The sequence below is a fragment of the Ottowia sp. genome, assembly GCF_046348305.1.
GTDB lineage: Bacteria > Pseudomonadota > Gammaproteobacteria > Burkholderiales > Burkholderiaceae_C > Ottowia.
On sequence record NZ_JAXMEM010000003.1, the window covers coordinates 427,009 to 445,460 of the forward strand.

Annotated in this window: 21 protein-coding genes; 6 read left to right on the plus strand and 15 right to left on the minus strand. The window is 69.2% G+C overall.

What is annotated here, in order from left to right:
• Window positions 1-57: 57 nt before the first annotated feature.
• The 4 genes from U1F38_RS02130 to U1F38_RS02145 all read right to left on the minus strand — a co-directional run bounded on the left by U1F38_RS02130 (window position 58) and on the right by U1F38_RS02145 (window position 2,317).
• Complete coding sequence (locus tag U1F38_RS02130) at window positions 58-444, minus strand: type II toxin-antitoxin system VapC family toxin (protein WP_409985405.1); 387 nt, start codon at window positions 442-444, stop codon at window positions 58-60.
• The gene (locus U1F38_RS02135; protein ID WP_409985406.1) at window positions 441-689 is read right to left on the minus strand and encodes a type II toxin-antitoxin system Phd/YefM family antitoxin; all 249 of its coding nucleotides are present in this window, start codon (window positions 687-689) and stop codon (window positions 441-443) included. The genes U1F38_RS02130 and U1F38_RS02135 overlap by 4 nt, the downstream gene beginning before the upstream one ends.
• A gap of 61 nt (window positions 690-750) precedes the next feature.
• The gene (locus U1F38_RS02140; protein ID WP_409985407.1) at window positions 751-1,518 is read right to left on the minus strand and encodes a hypothetical protein; all 768 of its coding nucleotides are present in this window, start codon (window positions 1,516-1,518) and stop codon (window positions 751-753) included.
• Between the two features lie 211 nt (window positions 1,519-1,729).
• Window positions 1,730-2,317 (minus strand): prepilin-type N-terminal cleavage/methylation domain-containing protein, encoded by a 588-nt coding sequence (locus tag U1F38_RS02145; protein ID WP_409985408.1) that lies wholly within the window; start codon window positions 2,315-2,317, stop codon window positions 1,730-1,732.
• Between the two features lie 430 nt (window positions 2,318-2,747).
• Here U1F38_RS02145 and U1F38_RS02150 point away from each other — a divergent pair, with 430 nt between their 5' ends.
• From U1F38_RS02150 to U1F38_RS02170, 5 genes are all read left to right on the plus strand, one after another.
• A complete protein-coding gene (locus tag U1F38_RS02150) occupies window positions 2,748-3,056 on the plus strand; it encodes a BrnT family toxin (protein WP_409985409.1) in 309 nt (102 codons plus the stop codon).
• Window positions 3,037-3,339, plus strand: a complete 303-nt coding sequence (locus U1F38_RS02155) for a hypothetical protein (RefSeq protein WP_409985410.1) — start codon at window positions 3,037-3,039, stop codon at window positions 3,337-3,339. Before U1F38_RS02150 ends, U1F38_RS02155 begins: the two co-directional genes overlap by 20 nt.
• Window positions 3,340-3,467: 128 nt before the next feature.
• A complete protein-coding gene (locus U1F38_RS02160) occupies window positions 3,468-4,088 on the plus strand; it encodes a hypothetical protein (protein ID WP_409985411.1) in 621 nt (206 codons plus the stop codon).
• A gap of 202 nt (window positions 4,089-4,290) precedes the next feature.
• Window positions 4,291-4,563: a type II toxin-antitoxin system prevent-host-death family antitoxin gene (locus U1F38_RS02165; RefSeq protein WP_409985412.1), complete on the plus strand. Its 273-nt coding sequence runs from the start codon at window positions 4,291-4,293 to the stop codon at window positions 4,561-4,563.
• Window positions 4,564-4,580: 17 nt separating this feature from the next.
• Window positions 4,581-4,976, plus strand: a complete 396-nt coding sequence (locus U1F38_RS02170; RefSeq protein ID WP_409985413.1) for a putative toxin-antitoxin system toxin component, PIN family — start codon at window positions 4,581-4,583, stop codon at window positions 4,974-4,976.
• Between the two features lie 259 nt (window positions 4,977-5,235).
• Here U1F38_RS02170 and gspE read toward each other — a convergent pair whose 3' ends face one another.
• From gspE to gspG, 10 genes are all read right to left on the minus strand, one after another.
• On the minus strand, window positions 5,236-6,636 hold the full coding sequence (gene gspE / locus U1F38_RS02175) for a type II secretion system ATPase GspE (protein WP_409985414.1): 1,401 nt from the start codon (window positions 6,634-6,636) through the stop codon (window positions 5,236-5,238).
• Between the two features lie 171 nt (window positions 6,637-6,807).
• Window positions 6,808-9,165 (minus strand): type II secretion system secretin GspD, encoded by a 2,358-nt coding sequence (gene gspD, locus U1F38_RS02180; protein WP_409985415.1) that lies wholly within the window; start codon window positions 9,163-9,165, stop codon window positions 6,808-6,810.
• Between the two features lie 82 nt (window positions 9,166-9,247).
• Window positions 9,248-10,048: a type II secretion system protein N gene (gene gspN / locus U1F38_RS02185; protein WP_409985416.1), complete on the minus strand. Its 801-nt coding sequence runs from the start codon at window positions 10,046-10,048 to the stop codon at window positions 9,248-9,250.
• On the minus strand, window positions 10,045-10,551 hold the full coding sequence (gene gspM / locus U1F38_RS02190) for a type II secretion system protein GspM (protein ID WP_409985417.1): 507 nt from the start codon (window positions 10,549-10,551) through the stop codon (window positions 10,045-10,047). The genes gspN and gspM overlap by 4 nt, the downstream gene beginning before the upstream one ends.
• A gap of 121 nt (window positions 10,552-10,672) precedes the next feature.
• A complete protein-coding gene (gene gspL / locus U1F38_RS02195) occupies window positions 10,673-11,890 on the minus strand; it encodes a type II secretion system protein GspL (RefSeq protein WP_409985418.1) in 1,218 nt (405 codons plus the stop codon).
• 43 nt (window positions 11,891-11,933) lie between these two features.
• Window positions 11,934-12,929: a type II secretion system minor pseudopilin GspK gene (gspK, locus tag U1F38_RS02200; RefSeq protein WP_409985419.1), complete on the minus strand. Its 996-nt coding sequence runs from the start codon at window positions 12,927-12,929 to the stop codon at window positions 11,934-11,936.
• Between the two features lie 379 nt (window positions 12,930-13,308).
• Entirely contained in the window at window positions 13,309-14,046 is a 738-nt protein-coding gene (locus U1F38_RS02205) for a type II secretion system protein J (protein ID WP_409985787.1), read from the minus strand.
• A 191-nt stretch (window positions 14,047-14,237) separates the two neighbouring features.
• Window positions 14,238-14,687 (minus strand): type II secretion system minor pseudopilin GspI, encoded by a 450-nt coding sequence (gene gspI, locus U1F38_RS02210; RefSeq protein ID WP_409985420.1) that lies wholly within the window; start codon window positions 14,685-14,687, stop codon window positions 14,238-14,240.
• Entirely contained in the window at window positions 14,684-15,112 is a 429-nt protein-coding gene (locus tag U1F38_RS02215; RefSeq protein ID WP_409985421.1) for a prepilin-type N-terminal cleavage/methylation domain-containing protein, read from the minus strand. Before U1F38_RS02215 ends, gspI begins: the two co-directional genes overlap by 4 nt.
• 206 nt (window positions 15,113-15,318) lie before the next feature.
• Window positions 15,319-15,759, minus strand: a complete 441-nt coding sequence (gene gspG, locus U1F38_RS02220) for a type II secretion system major pseudopilin GspG (protein ID WP_409985422.1) — start codon at window positions 15,757-15,759, stop codon at window positions 15,319-15,321.
• Between the two features lie 45 nt (window positions 15,760-15,804).
• On the opposite strand from gspG, the gene U1F38_RS02225 reads away from it, so the two are divergent.
• Complete coding sequence (locus tag U1F38_RS02225) at window positions 15,805-16,353, plus strand: type II secretion system protein N (RefSeq protein ID WP_409985423.1); 549 nt, start codon at window positions 15,805-15,807, stop codon at window positions 16,351-16,353.
• Window positions 16,354-16,381: 28 nt separating this feature from the next.
• On the opposite strand, the gene ilvA is transcribed toward U1F38_RS02225, so the two are convergent.
• A complete protein-coding gene (ilvA, locus tag U1F38_RS02230; protein WP_409985424.1) occupies window positions 16,382-17,950 on the minus strand; it encodes a threonine ammonia-lyase, biosynthetic in 1,569 nt (522 codons plus the stop codon).
• Between the last annotated feature and the right edge of the window lie 502 nt (window positions 17,951-18,452).

Below are 18,452 nucleotides of genomic sequence, written 5' to 3' on the forward strand. Positions count from 1 at the left end.
TCAGTGAGGAAAGCGGGATAAATGTGATCCGACCCCAATTCCCGCTGATTTTTCCCGTCAAACTTGGATGATCGTGTCCAGATAGCGCGCCACCGTGCTGTCGTGCGTCAGCAGCCGCATCGGTTCGGTCAGGGCCTGGGCAATCAGGATACGGTCGAAGGGATCCGTGTGGTGCGCCGGCAGAGTCTCGACGGCCGCCGCGTGCTCGGGCTGCACCGCCAGCAGGCGGTAGCCCGACTGGCGAAAATAGTCCAAGGCCTCCTGTCCCGAAACGGGCATGTCGCCTCGCCCCAGGCCGTGCTTGATGGCAATCTCCCACACGGTCGCCGCGCTCACCCATACCGTTGCGCGGGGTGACTCGATCCATTCGCGCGCCTGGGCGTTCAAGCGCGGGCTGTCCGTGATGGCCCACAAGGCGACATGCGTGTCCAGCAGCAGGTTCAAGACAAACGCCCGCCGGCAAAGAGTTGCGCCACGTCGGCGTTGTGCGCATCGATGTCGTCGGGCACCACAAAGCGTCCGCGCGCCACTCCGATGCGGCGCCCCACGGGGCTTGCATCCAGCGGCACCAGCCGCGCCGCTGGACGGCCGTTGCGTGCAATCACGATCTCGCTCACCGCACCCTGCTCGATCGACTCGACGAGCCGCGACAACGATGACTTGGCTTCCAGCATATTGATCGATTGCATGAGATGCACCTCTTCGGTTGACCTTAGTCTAGCCTGGTCAACCAAACAAAACAAGAGCAAGTCAAAACCCATCCACCGGCGCCCAGCCCACCATGTTCATCTGGGCGTCCAGCAGCGCCACCCAGTCCAGCGTCTTGCTGCTGACCAGGGGCAGATAGCTCAGCTCGGCCGCGGCGTGCCCGGCGTCGCGGGCGGCATCTTGCAGCGCTGGGGCGGCCTGGGGCTTGCGTGCCATCAGCTCGGCCAGCGGCTTGGCGCGCTGGTGCATGGCCGGCAGTGAATCGGCCCAGGGCTGCCACCAGTCCGGTTGTATTGCCTTCGAGATGCCGGCCAATCCCAGATCGATGCTGCGCATGAATTCGCTGTTGTTGGCCGCCTTGCGCGTGCTCGCCTTGAGCACACCCGACCAGGGCAATTGGCGCAAATGGGACGGCGCCTTGGGCAGGGCATCCCGGTTCACCTCATTGGCCGTCACCACCACAAGTCGGTCCACCTCGAACACCAGCGCCACCGGTCGGGCCACCCATACGCTGTGCATGCCGTAGGCCAAGGCGGCCAGCTGGATCGCGCCGACCAGCGAAAAGTCCAGCCAGCGTTCACGCCGCGACTTCTTCGGGCTGGCCAGAATCAGCGTCAGCAGCGGCCCGCACACCACATCCACCGCCAGCACCAGCAGATAGATCTGGTCGACCTGAAGCAACTGGCGGTAGGGTGCCGGATACCACAGGCCAAACACCATGGCAGCCGAGGCCAGGGCGATCAACAGGGAAAGAAGCAGGTGCCGCAGTGCGTAGCGCGCCGCGAGGTGCAAACGATGCGAGAAGGCCATGGAGGTCGATTCGTGCAAGCCAGCCGATGGGAGGTTGGGGGCGTGGGATCAAGGGGGAAATTGTGATCCGACCCCAATTTCCCACAATTTCCCAGACCCCAATTTCACAATATTTAGGGTACGAAAAAAGGGCGCATTGCGCCCTTTTCGGTTTTGAACAGAACCGTCCAATCGTTCAAACAGACGGCTCCGAAATCAACGCTCCCAACTTTCAGCGGCACTCTGCCGGCATGTACTTGGCGGGCATCGGGTTGGCGGCAGGAACAGTTCTGTTTCCCAAACCGCGCCCCGTTGCGGCCACGTTGGTCGTGCTGGTGCAGGCCCAATCAACCGCGCCTTGTGCACCTGCCACCGGAATGGCGTTCGCAACGTTCGGCGCAAGGTTAAACCTGTAGCCGTTGAGGTTCGTGGGAATACCGTTGCCGGCAGTGGCTGCAACCGCCACCGAAACCACCCAGTTCGTCGCACCTGCTGCGAATGCGGCGCAGTTGGCGGCAGTGGGTGCACCGCCGGCTGCTGCAGGATATACGCAATAGTTGACCACGTATTTAGAGCGCTTCTGAGCAAATGGCGTCGCATTGATCGCTGCCGCAGCGGAATCCAAGCCCGTCAGGCCGTCGGACTGAAAACCTTCGCTCAAAGCGCTCTTGGCGGACGACGCGGCAATCACGGCTTCAGTCACCTTGGCGCGCACCGTGTAATCCTGATAAGCCGGCAGCGCGACCGCAGCCAAAATGCCAATGATGGCCACCACGATCATCAATTCGATCAGGGTGAAGCCTTTTTGCAGTTTTTTCATTTCCGTTTTCCTCAAAAAAATTGAAGTTGAACCTTGGAGACCTTGGGGACACTCCCTGAGCGGGTCGGTGCGTCGCCGCACGCCCTGTGTGTTGCAGGGGGTGTGCCAAGCGGCTGGCGGGCCCGGATTGGTGAAGAAAAGGGCGTTTTGGGCGCGTGCGGGCGCGCGGCGGGCCGCGACACGGCGGTTTTGTCGCGCCGGCTGGCTGACATGCGGCCGGCCTGTCGCGCCAACGATGCGACATGGCGCGCGCCGGGGGTGACGGCGCCGGTCAAAGTGGCAGAGCGCCGGCGGCGGCTTGGCAGGTGGGCTGCACTCGCCGGTCAGGTGCGCCGTGATTTATGAGACAGGCGCGGGCGATCGGGTGTGATCGGGCGCTGGCTGCTCAAACCGGGCGGTGGTGTTGACAAAAGGCACACAAAACGGGATCATGTCAACAGTGAAACCCTTGCGCTGGAACGCCGAAAAGAACAACTTGCTCAAGCGAGAGCGCGGGGTGAGTTTCGAAAACATCGTGGTGGCCATCGAAGGTGGCGGTTTGCTGGATGTGCTGGCGCATCCAAACAGACAGCGATATCCGGGGCAAAAAATTTTGGTCGTCTCGTACGGCGACTATGTGTACTTGGTTCCGTTCGTCGAAGAGGACCAAGCGCTTTTCCTGAAGACCATCATCCCCAGCCGAAAAGCCACCAGAGACTATTTGAATCCAGGAGCAAGCGATGCACAGCCGGATGGATAACGAAGAGCGCGAGTTGCTGGCCGCCTTCGAGCGCGGCGAGTTGGAGTCGATCGCCAGCAAGGCTGAGCTGGCCAGGATCAAGGCCGCTGCCCGCGCCACGGCAATCAAGGATCGCCGGGTCAATGTTCGGCTGTCTTCGGGGGATCTTTTGGACATCCAGGCCAAGGCCATGGAAGAGGGCATGCCTTATCAGACCCTGATTGCCAGCGTGCTGCACAAGTACGTCACAGGCCGCCTGAGCGAGCACCCCGCGCCGTTGCCGCGGCCAGCAGGCAAACGGTAAGTCTGCCAGTGCGGGAAGGGTTGCAGCGCGGGACAGACGGTGCCTGGGCGACCCGTACTTTGGCAAAAAAATTTGATCTGACGCGAATTTGTCCCCGGTGATGGGCGGCGCGGCAAGGGCGCGGCGGCATGCCAGCCCGCCAAGCGCTGCTCGCCTTGTGCACGCGGCCGGCCAACGGCAGCCCCGCGCTCACTAGAATCGGCCGCATGCCTCCCGCCGACGCCCTTTACCCCATCAGCCTGAGCACGGCCGCCGTGCTGACCGGCCGCAGCACGCGCACTTGGCAGCGCCGCATCGAAGAGGGGCAGGTGCCGCGCCTGGGCGACGGGCGCGGGGCGCTGGTGCCGTTTGCGGCGGTGCAGCCGGCGCTGGGGCTGGATTTGACCGACGAGGACGTGCGGATGCTGCTGCGTGCCGACCAGGGCGATGCGGCGGCGCAGGCCGACGTGGGCGCGCTGTTTGCCCTGGCGGCGCTGGATGAGGCCAAGGCGCAGGCGGGCTCCAGGCCAGTGCCTTTGGCTCGCGGCGCAGGGGGGCACGTTGTGCCTGCGCTGCACTTTCTCACGCAGGCGGCGCAGCAGGGCCAGGCCGACGCCATGCACTGGCTGGGTCTGCTGCATGCGGGCGGGCTGTGCGAGGGTGACGGCGATGCGCTGGCGCTGATGTGGATCGCCAAGGCCGCCGCGCATGGGCACGTGATCGCGCAGCGGCAGCTGGCGGGTTTGATGCCCGGTGGCCGAACGGCGTGAAAAGCCGGGGCGAAAAATGCGAATGCTGTATTTTTCGTAGCGCCTGCCGCTTTCTGGAGAAGCGCCAGACCCAATTTCGCCTGTGACATGAGCCCAGTGAGTGGCCGCATGGCGGGTGCGTTGGCCATGCCGTATGCGGTTGGACAGGCTGTCGAATTCAAATCATAATGGTCATATCGATCAACATGATTGAATGTTCACAATGATCACCGAAATCAGTGCCGTGAGCTTTCGGCAGAACCTGGGCGAGATGCTCAACCAGGTGCAATACCGCAACGACAGCATCGTCATCAACAAGGATGGCAAGCCGGTCGCCGCGCTGGTGGACGCGGAGTTGTTTGCCCGCATCCGGCGCATGCGCGAGCGCTTTGACGCGCTCAGTGCGCGCATTGCCCAGGCCTATTCCGAAGTGCCGGCCGGGGAGGGCATGGCCGAGATCGACGCGGCCGTTGCGGCCGAACGGCAGCGGCGCTGATGCCGGGTTTGCGCGTCGTGCTCGACACCAACGTGCTGGTGTCGGGCTTGGCCTATCCGGGCAGTGTGCCGGGGCGCATCGTGTCGACGTGGCGCGATGGCGGCCTGGACGTCGTGCTGTCGCGCTACATCCTGGACGAGTTGTCGCGGGTGCTGCCACGTCTGGCGCGCGTGCGCATGACGCCCGGTGAAATCCGCGACTTGGTGGACAGCCTCATGTTCATCGCCGACGTGGTCGAACCCGATGGCGTGCCGGATGCGAAGCTGCGCGACCCAGCCGATCAGGCGGTGTTGCTGACGCTGGTGGCGTCGAAAGCCGACTACCTGATCACCGGCGATCGGGATCTGCTGGCGCTGGCAGGGCCGTATTCCATCGTGACCCCGGCCGACTTCTGGAGCCGACACGGGGCGTGAAAATCCCGTTGCCAGAACACCAATACTCATCTTTTTATAGCTTCTGGCGCTTGCCAGACAAGCGCGAGAGCCTGATTTGTCCTGATTATGTATTTGCCTCAGAAGCCCCTCACCCCTCCCTCTCCCAGAGGGGCGAGGGCGATCGGCCGCGCCGGTTTTGCTCCCTCTCCCTCTGGGAGAGGGTGGGGTGAGGGCTGGCGGCTCAATCTGAGCCAGCGACATGATCAGCTGATCTGTCTGCCAATGCGCGAAGCCGGTTTCAATCGCGCGTCACGCGCAGCACTTCCTCGCGGCTGGTGATGCCCTGCGCAATCAGCCGCTCGCCGTCCTCGCGCATCAGTTGCATGCCCTTGGCCAGTGCGGCGGCGCGGATGTCGGCCTCGGCGGCCTGGCCGTGGATTTGCGCCTGGATGGCCTCGTCCACCACCAGCAGCTCGAACACGCCGGTGCGGCCCGCATAGCCGGTGTGGCCGCAAGCGTCGCAGCCTTTGCCGTGGCAGGCGCCGCAATACTTGCGAACCAAGCGCTGCGCCAGCACGCCCAGCAGGGAGGATGACAGCAGGAAGGGCTCGACGCCCATGTCCGTCAGGCGCGTGACGGCGCTGGCGGCGTCGTTGGTGTGCAGCGTGGCCAGCACCAGGTGGCCGGTCAGGCTGGCCTGGATGGCGATCTGCGCGGTCTCGATGTCGCGGATCTCGCCGATCATCACGATGTCCGGGTCCTGGCGCAGGATGGCGCGCAGGGCGCGGGCGAAGGTCAGCTCGATGCGCGGGTTGACCTGGGTCTGGCCGACGCCGGGCAGCTCGTACTCGATCGGGTCTTCCACCGTCATGATGTTGTTGTGCGCTGCGTCCAGCCGTGCCAGGCTGGCGTACAGCGTGGTGGTCTTGCCGCTGCCGGTGGGGCCGGTGACCAGGATGATGCCGTGCGGCTGGGCGATCAGGTGCTCGAATTTCTGTAGCACGTCGCCCTGCATGCCGACCGACTCCAGGCTGATGCGGCTCTCGGACTTGTCCAGCAGGCGCAGCACCGCGCGCTCGCCGTGCGCGCTGGGCAGGGTGGACACGCGCACGTCGATGGCGCGTGTGCCCAGGCGCAGGCTGATGCGGCCATCCTGCGGCAGGCGCTTTTCGGCGATGTCCAGGTCGGCCATGATCTTCAGGCGGCTGATCAGCGCCGCGTGCAGCGCGCGGTTGGGCTGCACCACCTCGCGCAGCGCGCCGTCCACGCGAAAGCGCACGCTGGAGTGGCGCTCATACGGCTCGATGTGGATGTCACTGGCGCCATCGCGTGCGGCCTGCGTGAGCAGGGCGTTGAGCATGCGGATGATGGGCGCGTCGTCGGCGGCTTCCAGCAGGTCCTCGACGGCGGGCAGCTCCTGCATGATGCGCGAGAGGTCGGCGTCGGACTCGACCTCGCTCACCACGGCGGCGGCGCTGGATTCGGCCTGCGAATAGGCGCTGCTGATGCGCTGCGCCAGCGTTTGCGCGTCGATCTGTTGCAACTGCAAGGGCGCGCCACCATTGCCGTGGCGGCGCAGCACCTCGCCCAGCGGGGCGGGGTCGGGGCGGCCGTCGTGCCACAGGGTCAGCTGCGCGCCGTCGTCTTCCAGCAGCAAGCGGGCGGCGCGGGCAAAGGCATAGGGCAGCGGGTAGCGCATGCGCGTCGCTCAGAGGCAGTGAACAATTTCGGCGCGCCCGAAAGGGCTGCCAAAACATGTCTGATCAAGGCGCAAAACGCATCCGAAGCTCGGGCTGCGGCGAGTCTTTGCAACGCCGAGCAGGGACGTTTTGGCAGTCAAGGCGGGCGTGAGGGTTTTTTCCACGGGCTCTCAGGGCCGGGTGCTCGTGAGGCTGCCGCCGGGATCGCTGCTTTCACCGCTGGCCGGAAGTTCGATCAACGGCGGGGGCGGCGCAGGCCGTGACCAGCCCGAGGACGAGGTGGGCGTCGGCGTTTGCACGGGCGTCACGGCCGGCAGCACCGGCGCCTGGTTGATCTGCAGCACGCTGCTGGGGGCCGGCTGGCTGCGGCCTTGCGCGGCGCGGATCAGGTCGTAGCGGTTGAGCGAGAAGGCTTCGCTGTCGGCGGCGTCGCGCACGATGATCGGGCGCAAGAACACCATCAGGTTGGTTTTGACCAGGGCGCGGCTTTGCGTCTTGAACAGGTTGCCCAGCACCGGGATGTCGCCCAGGCCGGGCACCTTGTCCTCGTTGCTGTAGTACTTGTCTTCCAGCAGGCCGCCCAGCACGACCACCGAGCCGTCGTTGACCAGCACGCTCGATTCGATGGCGCGCTTGTTGGTGGTGGGCCCGGTGGCGAGGGTGGTGGTGCCCTGCACCACGTCCGACACCTCCTGGTAGATCACCATCTTGATGGTGCCGTCGGCGCTGATCTGGGGGCGCACGCGCAGCGTCAGGCCCACGTCCTTGCGCTCGTAGGTTTGAAACGGGTTGACGGTGTTGGTGGTGCTGCCGGTGTTGGTGTAGCTGCCGGTGACGAAGGGCACGTTCTGGCCGACGATGATCTTGGCCTCTTCGTTGTCCAGCGTGAGCAGCGTGGGGGTGGACAGCACATTGCCCGCGCCGGAGGACTGGATGAAGTTGGCCAGCGCCAGCAGGTTGCCCACCCGAAAGCCCAGGTTGAAGCCGGTGGGCGGCGGTGTCGTGACATTGCCCAGGTTGTAGTTGTTGCCGCTGTTGGCGCCGGCAAACTGCGATACCAGCGAGAAGATGTTGGTGGTGGCGTTGCCGGTGCCGCCGGCGCTGGGGGTGGCGTAATTGGTGCCCAGGATGCCGATGGTGTTGCCGCCGCCAAACAGGCCTTGCCACTGAATGCCGAAGTCGGCCGACTTGTCGGCGCGCACCTCGGCGATCAGGCTTTCGACGAACACCTGGGCGCGGCGCTGATCCAGCTTGTCGATGACGGCGCGCAGCTCGCGGTAGACCGGCTCGGGCGCGCTGATGATGAGCGAGTTGGTGGCCGGGTCGGCCTGGATTTGCCCGCCGGTGGACGGCTGGTTGCCGCCGGCCGCGTCGATGCTGGGGCCGCTGGCCAGGCCCGCACCGGTGCCGGTGCCCGTGTTGGCATTGATGTTCATGGTGCTGCTCGACGCCGACCGGGACTGCACGTTGGCGCTGCCGCCCCCGCCCGCCGCCGCGGCGCCGGTGGCCGATTGCCCCGGCAGCGACGCCAGCGCCGCGCGCAGCGTCACGGCCAGCTTGGTGGCGTCGGCGTTCTTCAGGTACACCACGTGGATGTTGCTGCCGCCGCTGTCGCCCACGCGCGGCGCGGGCTGGTCGAGCTGCTCGATCAGCGAGCGCGCCAGCGCCAGCTTGGCCGGGTTGGCCGCGCGCAGGATGATGGCGTTGCTGCGCGGCTCGGGCAGCACGGCCGTGGCGTAGCCGCCGCCGCTGGTCGCGGTGGGCACGGCGGCTGCGGCGGCCTGTCCGGGCGCCGCCGTCGGAGTCAGCGGGGCGGAACCGCCCGATTCGAGCAGGCGCGCCACCAGCGGCGCCAGGTCGGACGCCACGGCATGCTTGAGCGGCACCACCTCCACGCCGGTGGCATGCGACACGTCCAGCGCGGCGATGATGCGCGCGATGCGCTGCAGGTTGTCGCCGTAGTCGGTGATCACCAGTGCGTTGGTGCCCGGGTTGACGTTGATGGTGTTGTTGGGGCTGATCAGCGGGCGCAGCACCGGCACCAGGTTGTTGGCGTTCTCGTGCGTCAGCCGAAAGATCTGCGTCTGGATCTGGCCCCCGCCCTTGACCACGCCGGCCGACACGCTGCCGGCTTGCAGCTTGGCCTCGGCCTCGGGCAGTACCAGCGCCAGGCCGTTCTGCTCGACCAGGGCATAGCCCTGGATGCGCAGCTGCGCCGCGAAGAGCTGCAGCGCCTGCGCGGGCGACACCGGCACCGTGCTGGTCAGCGAGAGCGTGCCCTTGACGCGCGGATCGACCACCACGTTGCGCCCGGTGAGCGTGGCCATGGTGCGCGCGACCGCGTCGATGTCCGCGTTCACGAAGTCCAGCGTGACGCGCCCGCCTGCGGCCGGCTGGGCGCCGGCGCCGCTGGCCTGGGTGCCGGGGGGTGTTTGCGCGTTGCCGCGCACGGGCGCGCCGGCGGCCAGGGCCAGTGCGGCGACAAGGAGCAGGGGGCGAACCGAAAAGAGCGGGCAGGAATGGGCCATGGAGCGGCGGGCGAAGCGGCGAGCGAGTGGCACTGTAGCAAATGGGCGGGTGGGCGCAGCCGGAGGCGCGGGCATGTTCGGGTCAACCGAACGACAGGATGGCCCGGTCGCCTTCGCGCCGACCCAGGATGTTGAGCAGGTTGGCCAGCTGGGCTTGCAAGCCGGGCGCGGCGCGGGCCTCGCCCTGAAAGCGCAGGCGCGTGCCCACCCAGTGGCCACTGCCCGACAGCTGCAAGCGGCCCTCCAGCGTGGACAGCGTCACGCCGATGTCCGAGCCGCCTTGCAGCACCACTTGATAGGAGCCCATGGGCCGCAGCGTGGACAGGCGCGAGGACAACTGCCGCGCGGTCAGCGTGGCGCTGCCGGCCAGTTGCAGGCGCCCGGCCTGCCATTGGGCGCCGAGGCCCTGGGTTGCCAGGTTCAGCTCGCCTTCGGGCTCGATGGTGTTGAAGGGCGTGCCCAGTCCGGCCAGCATGGCCGCTGGCCAGTGCGAGAGGCCATCGGCCAGCGCCAGCGCCGCGCCGTCCCAGCGCGCAGACAGGCGCAGGCGCAGTGGCGCGCCGGGCGGCGTGCAGCAGTCGGCGGATACGGTGATCGCCAGGGCGCCGAGGCCGGGCGACAAGCGCCACTGCACCCGGCCGGGCAGGGCGGCGCGGTCGCGGCTGCCCTCGCCGCCGGTCAGCACCAGGCGCGCCGATCCGGCCCACACGCGGCCGGCCGGCTCGGCCAGCAGCACGCGGCCGCCGCTGGCCTGGGCCGTGGCTGCCGCCAGCCAGCGGGCGGGGGCGGCCAGCACGACCACCAGCACCAGGCCCAGCACGGCCCCCGCAGCGGCCCAGCGCCAGGGAGCATCCGCCGGGGCGGGGCGGGGCGCGCGCGTCATGAGGGCAGGCTGAGCGACACGGCGCCGCTCCAGCGCGCGGGGGCGCCCGGCGCGCGCTCGCTGCCGCGCGTCAGGCGTGCGTCCAGCGGCACGGCGCGGGCGTTGGCGCGGGCGTCCTGCAGCCAGTCGGCCAGATCCTGGGCGCCGGCGTCCTTGAGCGTGACCTGCACGCGGTCGCCCACCACGCTGAGCTGGCCCGCCGCGCCCAGGCGTTGTCGGGTGGCGGCCTCCAGCGCGGCCAGGGCGGCTTCGCGCGGCAGGGGCGGCAGGTTCTTCAGGGCTTCGGCCTCGCGTTGCCACTGCTGCATCTGCTGGGCCTGGGCTTGCAACTGGGCGCGCTGGGCGGGCGCGGCGCGCAGCGTGGCCAGGGCCGGGGCCAGGGCCAGCCACCACAGCAGGGCCAGCGCCACCACGGCGCCGGCCACGGTGATCAGCCGGCGCTCGCGCGGGGGCAGCGCGGCCCATGTGGCCTGCGCGCGCACGGTGGATGGGCGCGCGTTCACTGGACGCCCCTGCGCACTGCGCGCTGCGGGATTCGCGCTTGGGAGCGGCCCGGCGCGCAAATTGCACCAACCCTTCGCGCTTTGCGCTGCGGGATTCGCGCTTGGGGGCGGCCCGGCGCGCTCATGGCGTGGCTCCTTCGCGCAGCACCGCGCCATCGCCTTCGGTGTCCAGCCGGTAGCCCAGCGGGCGCAGTTGCGCGCGCGCCTGGGTCAACTCGCTGGCCGACAGCTGCACGCCCTTGACGCGCAGCTCGCCGGGGCTGAATTCAAACGCGGTGGGCACGGCGGCGGCGCCCACCTGCTGCGCCCAGGCACCGAGCATGGCGCCCAGGTCGCGCGGCGACGCGGCGCCGGTGTTCTGGCGCAACGCGGCCACCTCGCGTGCCATCTGCACGGGGGCGTCCACCACCACCTTGACCTGCGGAAAGCTCTGCGTCAAGGCGGCGCTGACGTGCGCGCGCCGCTCGGCCAGCTCGCTGCGCGTGCGCCAGGCCGCCAGGTTCAGGCCCGCCACCTGCGCCAGCAGCAGCAGGGCCAGGCCCCAGCGCGCCGGCCGCCAGCGTGGCGCATGCGCAAACGTGCGCCAGGCAGCGCCGATGCGGCGCGAGGTGCGGGCCGCGCCGCTGCGCGCCAGCTCGCCCTGTGCCAGGTCCCAGGCCGTGCCGCACGCGGCCAGGCGGCGCTCGGCGGGGGCCAGCAGGGTGGGGGCCTGGCCCAGCCAGGATTCGGCCAGGGCGGCGACGGCGGGCTCGGCCTGCAATGGTGCCTGCGTCCAGTCATCGCCCCAGCGGGCGTGCAGCAGCATGCGCGTGCCGGCATTCAAGGGCAGCGCCTGCGGGTTGGCGCCGCCCACCAGCAGTTGCGGGTGCTCCGGCTCGCCGGTCACGGTCAGGCGCAGGCTGTCGGCATCGGGTGCCAGCTCGGGCACGATGCGGGCGACCGGGCGTTGCGCCGCGTCCAGCGCCTGAATGTGGGCCGTCAGCCAGTCGCGCCGGCACACGGCGACCCACGCCAGGCCGCCGGCTGTGGCGTCGGGCGCCAGGGCGAAGTGCAGTTGTTCGGGTTCGTCCAGCAACTGCTCTTCGAGCAGGCCCGCCAGCGTGGCGCGCAGGCGCGGCGAGCGCGGGCCGATGCCACGGGGCAGTTGCACGGGATGCCACGACAGGGCGCTGGCCGGGACCACGGCCACCACCTCCACCCCGCGCCCGGCGGGCGGCAGCAGGCCGGGCGCAGCCTCGCCGTGCGCGCTCACGCGGCGGCCGTCGAGCGAGCTCGCCCAGGCGTAGCTGGACGCTGGGCCGGGCAGGCCGGACGGCAGGGCAAGAACGAGCAGGCTCATGACGGGTCGGCCATTGTAGGTGGGGGTGGCGACTGCGACCCGGCTACTGCGCGGCGGGTGGGACCGTGAGGGCGCTGCGCGCGCGCCACAGGGTGCGCACGCTGCGCCCGCGCACGTCGCTCTGGCGCTGCACCACGGCCACTTCTTCCAGCGCCACGTCGTCCAGACGCAGGCGTCCACGAATTTCAAAAAAACTGGAGGACACGGCGGCCCAGCCGCTGTCGAGCTTGCTCCGCTCGAGCGCCGTCATGGCCTGCGCCACGCTGGTGAAGCGCTGTTGCGCGCGCAGGGACACCAGGCGCTCGGCCAGCGCCCGGTCCAGCCCCGGGATGGCGGCCTGGATGACGGTGGCGCTGGCGGTGTTGAGGTTGACCGGCGTGGCGCGCCCGTTCTGCAGGGGCAGGACGGTGACGTAGGGGCGCAGGCGCTCCAGCGTGGGGGCGCTCAGGCCCAGCCACGCCAGTTGGTCGAAGCGCGTGGGCAGCAGGGGCGCGTCGCCTTCGGGCGGGGTGCGGGTCATGGCCTGCTGGGCGCGCGCCAGGGCGCGCTGCAACGCGCCCAGCTCCTGGCTGGGCAGGCCCAGTTGCTCGAACAGGCGGTCGAAGCGCTCCAGGGCGGCCAGCTGATCGTCGGCGCTGCCGGCCGTCAGGTTCATCACGTTCAGGCGCGCTTGCAGGTCGCTGATCTGCCCGGCCAGAAAGGCGTCGCTGTCCACGTCGGTGCTGTTGTCACCGGCTGCCAGAAAGGTGGACAGGCGCGCCTCGGCCAGCGGCACGGCCCAGGGCTCGGTCAAGTCGTCCACCAGCTGGTTCTTGCGCATGTCCTCGTTCAGGTCGCCCTGCAGGATCAGGCGGCCCCAGTCGAGCGCGCCGGTCAAAATCCAGTCGGACTGCACGCGGGCGCGCTCGGCGCTTTCGATTTCCACGCCGCGCCACTGACGCCACAGCGCGCTGGCCGCCAGCGTGGCGACGAGGGCCACCGTGATCATGGCCAGCAGCAGGGCCGCGCCGGATTGCGATGAAGCACTTCCGGTCGCCACGCGCTGCGCGATGGTTCGCCTGCCTCCTTGAACTGAGAGATTGGGAGTCTTTTGCCCATGCCCGCTGATCACGCCAAAACACGCCCACTCGTCGTTGCAAATGCTCGCCGTAGCCCGAGCTACGTCTGCGCTTTGCCCTTGCAGGGCGCGGGTCAGCCACAGGCTGACCCTCTTCGTGCCGTCCAATGGCGCGCAGGCGCCATTGGAGCCGCGGCACTCAGCCTCGATTGGACGTGTTTTGACGCGCTCCTCGAGCGCGTCCAAAAAACTCTCAACCTCTGAGCATTGGCCCGGGCCGGGGAGCGCGCGGCCACGGCGATCGCCGGCATGGCCTGCGCGGCCATTGGGCTCCTGGGTTCTCATGCCTTGCGGGCGGCGCTCACGGAGAGCCTCCGCCGAAGTCGGGCCGCACCCAGTCCAGCGTGAGCGTGCCGTTGATGGCCTGGCCGGGCGCCAGCGTCAGCAGCAGGCGCAGGGCGTCGGGCAGGGTGTCGCTGGCACTGCTGCTGCCGGCAGGGCTGGACAGGGGGTTGCTCCAGGTGTTGCCGCGAAAGTAGTGCAACTGCCAGTCCTGCACCGACGCGATGGCGACGGCTTGCGCGTTGGCGTTGCCGGGATCCGCGGGGGCGCCGGCCTCGGCCCACCGGGCGGCGGCGTCCCAGGCGGCCTGCCAGCTCTGGATCGACACCACGGGTGCGGACTGCCAGCGCAGCCACTGGCCGTCGGTGCTGCGCCGCGCCCAGGCCACCACGCGCAGGCCGTCGGCTGCGTTGCCCGCCGAGGTGCGGGTGATGCGCAGCACGCGCCCATCCCAGGCCAGGCTACGCTGAGGGGCGGGCACCGCGCTGGCGGGCGTGTTGGGCACGGCGCTTGGGGTCGGCCACACCATCATCGCGTCCAGGTCGGCGCGCCACTGCGCCAGGCCCGCCTGCAAGGCCAGCACCTGATCGGCGTGCTCCCGGGTGGCTTTCTGCGACCGCGCCATGCCGTCGATGCCGCGCCAGGTCAGCGCCGCCATCACCGCCATGATGACCAGCGCGACCAGAACCTCGACCAGCGTAAAGCCGCGTTGGTGCCGTTGACGCCGCGGCCCGCGGGCGTGGCGAACGATGCGCAGCGGGGGAGCGTGGGGGCCCGATCCGCTCGCTGCCGGGCCGTCCCAAGGCGGGCGGGGCCCCCTCGGGGCTGAGGGCTGCGGCTCCAGGCCTGCCTGCGCAGGCCTGGACAGCCCGAAGAGGAGCCGACTCCGTCGGCTCCGCGGCCTGCAAGGCCAGCGGACCACGCGCAGCGGGGGAGCGTGGGGGCCCATCAATTCCGCCCCGCAATGGTCGATACATGCAGCACGGTCAGACCCTGCTCGATCACGCTCGCCTCGACGCGCCGAAAGTTGGGGTTGGGCGTGGGCCGCACGCGCAACGCGACCTGAAAGCTGCGGCCGGCTTGCTCGCAGGCGTTGGTGCTGTCACCCACCCCGGGCAACTGGCGCGCCAGCCGCAGGGCGATCAGCTGGTTTTCGGCGCACAACTGGGCCAACAGCAGTGCGTCCTGGCGCCCCGCGTTTTCGTTCAGGGCGGCGGTGGCCTTCAGGCCGGCCACCAGTGCGATGGCGGTGATGGCCAGCGCCACCATCACCTCGACCAGGGTGAAACCACGCTTGGCGCGGCGTTGAGCGTTGAGCGTTGAGCGAGGCGTTGAATTGAAAAGCAGCGTGCAGGACTTCACGCCCGACGCCCAGCGCCCAACACCGCACCGCTTCATGGCACGGCCTCCACCTCAAACGGGCGCAGGCCGTCGGTGGCCACGCGCAGCGGCGGCGTGCTGCTGTCCGCGCGTTGCAGCACCACCGCCTGCGGGCCGATGATGGGGTCGGGGCCCAGGGTGAGTGGGGCGTTGCCCAGCGCGCGGGTGTTGGGGTTCAGCCAGCGGTCGGGCAGCGGCGGGGCGCTTGCGGGCAGGCCGTCAAAGGCAAAGCCGCCCGGGGTGGCGCGCCAGTGCACCGGCACGCCGGCCACGCGCGACTGGGCGCGGGCCGACTCCAGCAGGGCCGCCAGTCGCTCGGCGTCCTGGTTGAGGGCGCGCCGATCGCCGTCGGGCAGGCTCAGGCTGACCAGGGCCGTGCCCAAGGCGACGATGGCCAGCACCACCATCAGCTCGATCAGGGTGAAGCCGCGCGCGGTCTTCAAGCAAAACATCGTGTTTGCGCTCACCAATCAAGCGCTGTCAGCTATTATTTTTATAGTTAGGCGAGACAGACGCGCCATCGGCGCGGCGGCCGCGGAGCCGGCCAGGCCAGCGGACGCCGTGCCCGGACCTGCGCCGGGCGCTGGCGTTGTCCCCCCTCGCGCAGCAGAGGGGGGTAGGCGCGCCAGCGACGCAGGGGGGTGCATCGTTACTGCCAGCTGCCGATGTCGGCATCCTTGCCCTCGCCGCCGCTTTGGCCATCGGCGCCGAAGCTCATCACGTCCACCTCGCCCTTGACGCCGGGGTTGAGGTATTGGTAGGGCCGGCCCCAGGGGTCGTTGGGCAGCTTCTCCAGGTAGGGGCGCCAATTGGCCGGCACCGGCGGGGTGGTGGGCTTGGCGACGAGCGCCTGCAGGCCTTGCTCGGCGGTGGGGAAGCGCTGGTTGTCGAGCTTGTACAGCTTGAGCGCCTGCATGATGTTGTGCACGTCGGTGCGCGCCGCGGTGACGCGGGCGTCGTCCGTGCGGTCCAGCACGTTGGGCACGATCAGCGCGGCCAGCACGCCGATGATGACCAGCACCACCATCAATTCGATCAGGGTGAAGCCGGCGGCGCGGCGCCAGCGGGCAAAGAGGGGCAATGCAGTCATGGGTGGGCAGGGGACAGCGGGTCAGCTTCAATGATAATCGTCGGCATGTCGCTTTCCCATCTCGCGCCTCGCCTGACGGTCGGCCTCGCCACGCTGGGCGTGTGGGCCCTGGCGGTCGGCAGCGCGGTGTTCTGGGTGTTGCAGCCCGGCACCGTCCAGCCGGGCGGCGGTGCGCCGCTGGCCGGCGGGGTGTCGGCGGGTGCCACCACCATCGACAGCGCCGCGGTGGCGCGCGCCCTGGGCGCGCAGCCCGAGGCGGTTGCGGGGCCGGTGCAGGCCGACCTGGCGGCGCGGCTGGCCTTGCAGGGCGTGCTGACGCATGGCGGCGGCGGCGCGGCGCTGATTGCGGTGGACGGCCGGCCGGCCAAGCCGCTGCGCGTGGGCGCGCGGCTCGATGGCCTGGACGGCCGCTGGACGCTGCGCGCCGTGACCCCCCATGCGGCGGTGTTGGCGGCCGATGGGCGCGAGTTGCGGCTGGAGTTGCCGCCGCCCGACCAGCGCCCACATGCCGACGCACCGCCGCGGCCCGGCGTGGGCGCACCGGCGATACCCGCCGTCGGCGTGTCCGGGCTGCGTCCCGTGCCGACGCAGTGAGCTCCGAACAACGCTCAGCTTGTGCGCTTCAGGCCTGCAGGAAGAGCCGGTACGCCGGGTTGTCGGTTTCTTCCACCCACGGGTAGCCCAGCTCGGCCAGGAAGCGCTGGAAGGCCTTGTCGTCGGCGCCCGGCACCTGCAGGCCGACCAGGATCTGGCCGTAGTCCGCGCCCTGGTGGCGGTAGTGGAACAGCGAGATGTTCCAGCTCGGCTTCATGCCGCTCAGGAACTTGAACAGCGCGCCCGGCCGCTCCGGAAACAGAAAGCGCAGCAGCCGCTCGTCGCGCGCCAGCGGCGAGCGCCCGCCGATCATGTAGCGCACGTGCTCCTTGGCCAGCTCGTCGTGCGTCAGATCCAGCGCGTCGAAGCCGCCGCGCTGCAAGGCGGCGGCAATCTTCGGCGACTCGCCCTTGCCCGCCGTGGTCAGCCCGACGAACACATGGGCCTTGCCGCCCTGCGCCGCGTTGGTGATGCGGTAGCTGAATTCGGTCACGTTGCGCGGCCCGCCGGGCAGCGCGCCGATCAGCTCGCACAGGCGGCGAAAGCTGCCGCGTTCCTCGGGGATGGTGACGGCCAGCAGGGCCTCGCGCTCCTCGCCCACCTCGGCGCGCTCGGCGACGAAGCGCAGGCGGTCGAAGTTCATGTTGGCGCCCGAGAGGATGGCGGCGTAGGTCTCGCCCTTGCTCTTGTGCGTGGCCACGTACTGCTTGACGGCGGCCACCGTCATCGCGCCCGAGGGCTCGACGATGCTGCGCGTGTCGATGAACACGTCGCGAATCGCGGCGCACACGGCGTCGATGTCCACGCGGATGAACTCGTCCACCAGCTCGCTGGCGATGCGAAACGTTTCGGCCCCCACTTGCTTGACCGCCGTGCCGTCGGCAAACAGGCCCACGTCGGGCAACTGCACGCGCTGGCCCGCCGCCACCGACTGCGCCATGGCGTCCGAGTCGCTCATCTGCACGCCGATGATCTTCACCTCAGGCCGCACCGCCTTGATGTAGCCGGCCACGCCGCTGATCAGGCCCCCGCCGCCGATGGCCACGAACACCGCATCCAGCGGCCCCTGGTGCTGGCGCAGGATCTCCATGCCGATGGTGCCCTGGCCAGCGATCACCAGCGGGTCGTCGAACGGGTGCACGAAGGTCAGGCCCTGCTCGGCCTGCAGCTTCAGCGAATGTTCATACGCGTCGGAGTAGCTGTCGCCCACCAGCACCACCTCGCCGCCCAGCGCGCGCACGGCGTCGACCTTGACCTGCGGCGTGGTCACCGGCATCACGATCACGGCGCGCGCCCCCAGCTTGTGCGCCGCCAGCGCCACGCCCTGCGCGTGGTTGCCCGCGCTGGCGCAGATCACCCCGGCCTTGAGCTGCCCGGGCGTCAGGTGCGCCATCTTGTTGTAGGCCCCACGCAGCTTGAAGCTGAACACCGGCTGCTGGTCCTCGCGCTTCAAGAGCACCTTGTTGTGCAGACGGCGGCTGAGCACCTTGGCGGGCGTCAAGTCCGACTCGATGGCCACGTCGTACACGCGCGCGGTCAGCACCTGCTTCAGGTAGTCGGTGCGGGAAAGGGGGGCGGAATGGGGAGTGGACATCATGACAGCGCGCGCGAACAAGCCCGCCATCATAAGGAGGGGAGGGCCCGTTTAAGCCCGACCAGGTGTGACGCACCGCCGGCGGCCTGCCAAATCAAAAGAGCCGAAAGGCCGCGGAGCAGGTCAATCCAGCGAGCGCCGTGGAAGGGCTTTGCCCGCCCACTGGCGAGCCTTGCAGGCCGCGCCGGGCCAGTGGCCCGGCCCCTCGCCAGCCAACAAAAGGTCCACCGGACCTTTTGTGCGCAGGCTCGGCCCCCTGCAAGGGGGCTGAGGTCTGCGGCTCCAGAGCTGCCTGCGCAGGTCTGGACAGACCGAAGGGCCGCCGCCTCTGGCGGCGAGCACCAGGCGAAACATCGCGCAGCGAGTGGAGACTGGGGGTGTGCCTTTTGCTTTAAAAAAAAGCCCTGAACCGTGAGGCTCAGGGCTTAATCCACCGTTTGGAGGGTGGAGGAGACAATCGGCGCCGGCAATTTCTTGCTGGCATGGCCCGTAGCTTACACGAAAA